The sequence below is a fragment of the Campylobacter sp. IFREMER_LSEM_CL908 genome, from assembly GCF_025771545.1.
GTDB lineage: Bacteria > Campylobacterota > Campylobacteria > Campylobacterales > Campylobacteraceae > Campylobacter_D > Campylobacter_D lari_D.
Window position 1 is genome coordinate 1 of the sequence record NZ_JAKMQK010000025.1, and the last position, 5,287, is coordinate 5,287.

The 5,287-nt window shown below is 28.7% G+C and carries 4 protein-coding genes and 1 pseudogene; all 5 read right to left on the bottom strand.

What is annotated here, in order from left to right:
* Positions 1-756, bottom strand: a 756-nt coding sequence (locus L8U04_RS08125) for a phosphocholine cytidylyltransferase family protein (protein WP_263660013.1), incomplete at its 3' end; no start/stop codon positions are given.
* Positions 753-1,352 (bottom strand): gamma-glutamyl-CDP-amidate hydrolase, encoded by a 600-nt coding sequence (locus L8U04_RS08130; protein ID WP_263709808.1) that lies wholly within the window; start codon positions 1,350-1,352, stop codon positions 753-755. The genes L8U04_RS08130 and L8U04_RS08125, both read right to left, overlap by 4 nt.
* A complete protein-coding gene (locus L8U04_RS08135) occupies positions 1,349-3,673 on the bottom strand; it encodes a PEP-utilizing enzyme (protein ID WP_263709809.1) in 2,325 nt (774 codons plus the stop codon). Before L8U04_RS08135 ends, L8U04_RS08130 begins: the two co-directional genes overlap by 4 nt.
* A gap of 12 nt (positions 3,674-3,685) precedes the next feature.
* Positions 3,686-4,459, bottom strand: a complete 774-nt coding sequence (locus L8U04_RS08140) for a class I SAM-dependent methyltransferase (protein WP_263660016.1) — start codon at positions 4,457-4,459, stop codon at positions 3,686-3,688.
* A gap of 49 nt (positions 4,460-4,508) precedes the next feature.
* Positions 4,509-5,275, bottom strand: a pseudogene (locus tag L8U04_RS08145) (class I SAM-dependent methyltransferase).
* Between the last annotated feature and the right edge of the window lie 12 nt (positions 5,276-5,287).

The window sequence follows — 5,287 nt, forward strand, 5'->3', positions numbered from 1 at the left end:
AATCTCCACTCTTAAATCGCTCATAAAATCTATCTCGCACCAATTTCCATTGATTTTTATAGCTTTTGCATTTTTGTATTTATTAATTAAAATTTGTAAAAAACTTGTCATATACATATTTTTAAAATCTTTTTCATCATAAAGTAAAGTTCTATCAAGCTCATCATAAGTTTTTAAAACTTCTTTTAAAAAATGATGAGAAAATTTAAATAAGCCTATATATTGCCCTTGAATTTCATCATAACTTTTTGCTTTTTTGCCAAGCTCTACTATAAAATCATCATGTAATTTTAAAGTTTCAGCATCATCAAGTGGATTTTCAAACCTTTTTAACCATAGTTCTTTCCAAGCTTTATCCACAATAACAGCAAAATCATCTTTTGATTGTTTGAGTTTTTCTATACTATCTTTAAAATAAACTATATCAGCATAAGAAACAATCAAATCTTGCTCATCCTCAATACAACTTTGTAAAAAATCTCTAGCGCAAAATAAAGTCTGGACCATATTAGTTTTATCATAGTTTTCATTTTTATAAAACAACTCCAAATTATGATTTTTACCCACATAATCCTTTAAAACATCAAATAAATATCCACCAACTACACATATCTCATGAATATTATTTTCTTTTAAAGCCTGAATTTCATAGTCTATGATTTTTTTATTTTTATATTCAACCATACATTTTGGATTATATTTTGTTAAAGGCATTAACCTTGAACCAAATCCTGCTGCTAAAATTATAGCTCTCATTTTATATCCTTTAACCACGCATTAAAAATACTTTTTTCACTCATACCGTTTTCTCTTTCAATATGCCACATTAGACCATAAATACTAAATTTTTTATGCTTAAAAGCTTCTATTGTTTCATCTTTTGCATTTGCTAACACCTCAAGCTCATTACCTAATGTTTTAATAGCAAAATTATGATATGAATTAACATTAATTATTTGATCTTTTAAATATACTTCATGATTTCCAATATGATCTTTACAAGGACAAATGGTAGAATTAAAATAAGAAGCAATCATCTGTGCTCCTTTGCAAATTCCAAGCAAAGGGATATTATCTTGCATACAATGTTTTATAATGTTTTTCTCATATTCGTCTCTTTTTTGATTAACAAAAGAAAATTTACAAGAGCTTAAATCATTACCCCCACTTAAAATCACAGCACTAATACTAGAGATATAATTTTTAAAATCAATTTCATAACTCAATGGAAGAGGTAAAAACTCACTTAATTCTTTTTTAAAAAAACTTCCCCAATCAAGTGCCAAACACTCTCTTAATTCATAATAATCTTGATTTTCTAAAATTCTTTGACTAATAGCTATAAATTTCATAGACAAAATATCTGCTCACTTTGACAATCAATTTTAATTTTTTTTGCTTGAAGATATTTTTTAAAATTCTCTTCACCTACGCCAATAACAGCAGGCATAGCAAGTTCAGAAGCTCTAATAGCCATATGTGAATTTGCACCACCATAGCAAGTGATAAAACCTGCAATATCTTTAGTAAATAAATAATCATATCCAGGATCAGCTGCATAGATTAACACTATCTTGCCTTTTAAATCTTGTTCATTTTCTAAAGCAATATTAGCACTAATGCTTTTTTGCGTGATAAAATTTGGATGAATATAGCTAGTAAAAAACCCAAATATTTGATGTGCATCAGTTAGTAAAGCCGGAAGTTTTATAGCTAAACTTAATTGATATTCTTGTTTGTTTTCATTAATTTCACTCAAAAATTTATCTTTTGGATTTTTAGAATACACACTAGAATACAAATTTAAAATACTCTTAATATCCAAATGGGCCATATCTTCTTTAGATATTCCATAATAATTTCCAAGATCCTCTATCAGTGATATAGCTTTAGATAAGAGCTTGCTAAATTCAAATTTAATAAATTCGCGTCCTTCTATAGCTATTTTCAAAAAGCTAAAAAATTCTTTTGCATTAACTTCAATTCCATGTTCTTTTAAAATTTGATCAAGTTTTTGCAATTTATCATCGCTAATCTTAAATTCCTTTTCTTTTTGAATTTCACTTTTTTGTTTTAAATCAAAATACCCATCAAAATCCTCATCATACCTTGGAGATAAAATATTATAAGTCCCTGCTCTTAAATGACCAAATTGTTTTAAAAAATCTTGTTTGTTATTTTCATTTAAAGTTGCTAATTCATAACTCAAAGTTTTACTAACGGTATGAAGAGAATTTAAAAATTCATTTTTTTCTTCTTTGCTAAAAAATCCAATTTCCACCAAAGAATTAAGCATAGTCATAGCCACAAACGCAGCCCTTGCAACACCAGCAAATGGTAATGTTCCATATCTTTTACACTCTTCTAAAAGCCAATAAATTTTATCTAATGGTGAAAAATCTGAATGCATAATATTTTCATAATATACAATCATTTGTTTTGATTTTTCTATATCTTTTAAACACAAACCATTTTTAATATCAATAATAGAATTAGTAAGATTTAATAAAGAAAATTCAATGCGTTTGATTTCATTTTTATTAAAACCATGATCTAATAAGCGTTCTAATTTATCAGCCATATGAAAATCATAACAAGAAAATACTATATCAAATTCTACTTTATCATGCAACTCATGATTTTCATATAATTTATCTAAATAATAATTAACTAACTTTTTAGCAATATTCTCATCAAGTGTTTTTGGTATAAAGGAATTAAAAGAAAGTCTCACATCCACATAAGGAATACCCAAAAAAGAATGGATTAAAGGATGTGATCTTAGATCTCTATAACCATAGTTATCTCTTTGATAAGCCCAAATGTTATCTGTAATGATTTCTTTATAAAGGCTAAAAGCTAATCTTTTTGGTCTAAGTCCTATAATTTCTGCTGGATTCCAATCAGGCATTACACCAAAAATGGCTTTATCTCCAAGCACTCTAGATCTTGGTTCTTGTAAAGATACAAATCTTTTATAAAGTCTATGTAAAGCTTCTTTAGGCAAGTTATTAAAAAGATTAATTTTTTCTTGCATTATTAAAGGTCTAACTTGCAAGCAAAAAAGTTCATCTTGCTCATTAAAAGCAAATTCTACATCTAAAAAATTACAACCATATAAACTTTCAAGTTCTTTTAATAATAAAATAACTTTTTGCATATATGGATCTTTTATATCTTCATTTTCACGGTAGTGAAAATATGTTTTAGCATTTTTAGCACTTCCATCTGTAATGGAACTATTAGAGCCGTTTTCATCATATTCTATACAAAAATATGGAGCAAAATTATCCTTATCTACACTAAAAGCAACACCACACTTTTTAATATCTAAAAGCATAGGTTGGATTAGAATTTCATCATTCTCACTAGGCATAGAATGACTTACTTTTTCTAAAGCATTAAAAAGTTGGCTTTTATCATTAATATTTACATTAGCCAAACTTAAAAAAGCTCCAGCATTGGAACTTTTTAAACTATCTTCGCTATTAGAAGAACTACGGATGATTAGTTTTTTCGCATTTAGATTGATAATTTTTTTAAGCACTTCTTCTTTATCTTGAATGATTTCTTTTAAAGAAGTGATAACTACATCTAAAACTTTTGCATTTTTAAGTATATTTTTTAAATTCTGTAAATTTCTTGCTTTTGTTTGAAAAACTAATCTATCCATAATATCACTCTTTTATATTTTTTTTGCACTCCAAGCTCTTGTTGTATATTTGATATCAAATTCACCTGGTAATTCTTGTTTTAACTTATCAGTGATTTTCTCAAACAACTCATTACCTTCTTTAGTCTCAAGATCCCAATAAGGATTTTTTACACTTTTCCAAGCATTGATATAATTATCTACACTTTGATGAAAGTAAAAATCTTCCTCCAAATAAATAATATTATCAAAAAGCTCTTTATGTGCTTCTATAATAGGGCGTTGATCTTCTCTTCTTGTGCCTCTTGTATAATTTGGAACAAAACTAACAATAATATCTTCTGCTATTTTTTGAATAGGATCATTTAAATCTCTATGATTCCACATACAAGTAAAATAACATCCTTTTTTGAGTAATCTATGACTTTCTTTTAGTGCCATTGATCTATCCATCACATTAAAGCTACTTCCAAAGCTCACCCAATCAAACTCTCCATCTTTTAAAGTAGAGTCAATACCGGTAGCTCTTACCCATTCTACATCTTGACCTTGAGTTCTTTCTATACCAATTTCACGCATTGCATCATTTGGCTCAACCGCTACCACTTTACAAGCTCTCTCTAAAAGCATAATACTTAAATTCCCTGTACCTGCTCCAATATCTGCAACTTTTATCTTTGAACTTTGACTAGTTCTTTTAGCAAGCTCTACTAGCATATCTATACTAAGTGGTGCATAATTTGGTCTATATGAATAAAATTTTGCATGTTTAGTATAATCCCAAACTTGTTCTACTATTTTTTCCATTTTTTTCCTTTAACTTTAATAGCAAAGCTAAAAAAGCTAAAGGATTTTACTATGCCTTATGCACCGTCCATGCACGGATTTTATAAGGAATTTCAATCATATCCATAGAAGAAATTTTATTTTCTATCATTTTTAAAATTTCTTCCCATCTAGCTTTTCCAGCTTGTGCTTGAATATCATTTACAGAATGCCAAGCCCCAAGATAACGCTCTTTACTCCAAAGCTCTTTATAATCGCACTCCATAAAAAAGCAGTCTGTGAAATCTCCAGTACTTACTAAGATTTCTTCCCAATTTTTAACATTTTGAGTTCCACTACTTACACGAGTAAGCTCTGGTATAATATGTTTAATTTCCTCTTCAATTTCATAAAACACAGAGCCTTTAGCTATATGGCGTGGATTCCATATAGCAGTGAAATACCCCCCCCTGTAAGCACTCTTGCGAACTCAGGTAAGGATTTTTTAGGATCTGTCCAGTGAAAAGAACTAGCCATGATTACCCAATCAGCATAATTACTAGGCATAGCAGTTTCTTCTCCGCTACCTTTATGCCAAGTAATATTTTGTGAATTTTGAGTAAATTTAATACCCTCTTCACGCATATTATCATTTGGCTCGACTGCATCTATACAAAGGTTAAACTCATCAGCAAGCATTTTAGTAAGCTTTCCCGTACCCGCTCCTACTTCTACAACTTTTAATGTGCTTTTATTTTGATCATTTACACATTTGATTAACTTTTCTATAAGCATACTTGAGTATGCTGGTCTGTTATGGTAGTGTTTTGCAACTTCGCTAAAATCACCTTGTTTCATGAAACTCCTTTG

Coding starts and splice junctions, on each gene's coding strand:
- L8U04_RS08140 (WP_263660016.1), bottom strand. CDS start 4,459: ATGGAAAAAATAGTAGAACAAGTTTGGGATTATACTAAACATGCAAAA.
- L8U04_RS08135 (WP_263709809.1), bottom strand. CDS start 3,673: ATGGATAGATTAGTTTTTCAAACAAAAGCAAGAAATTTACAGAATTTA.
- L8U04_RS08130 (WP_263709808.1), bottom strand. CDS start 1,352: ATGAAATTTATAGCTATTAGTCAAAGAATTTTAGAAAATCAAGATTAT.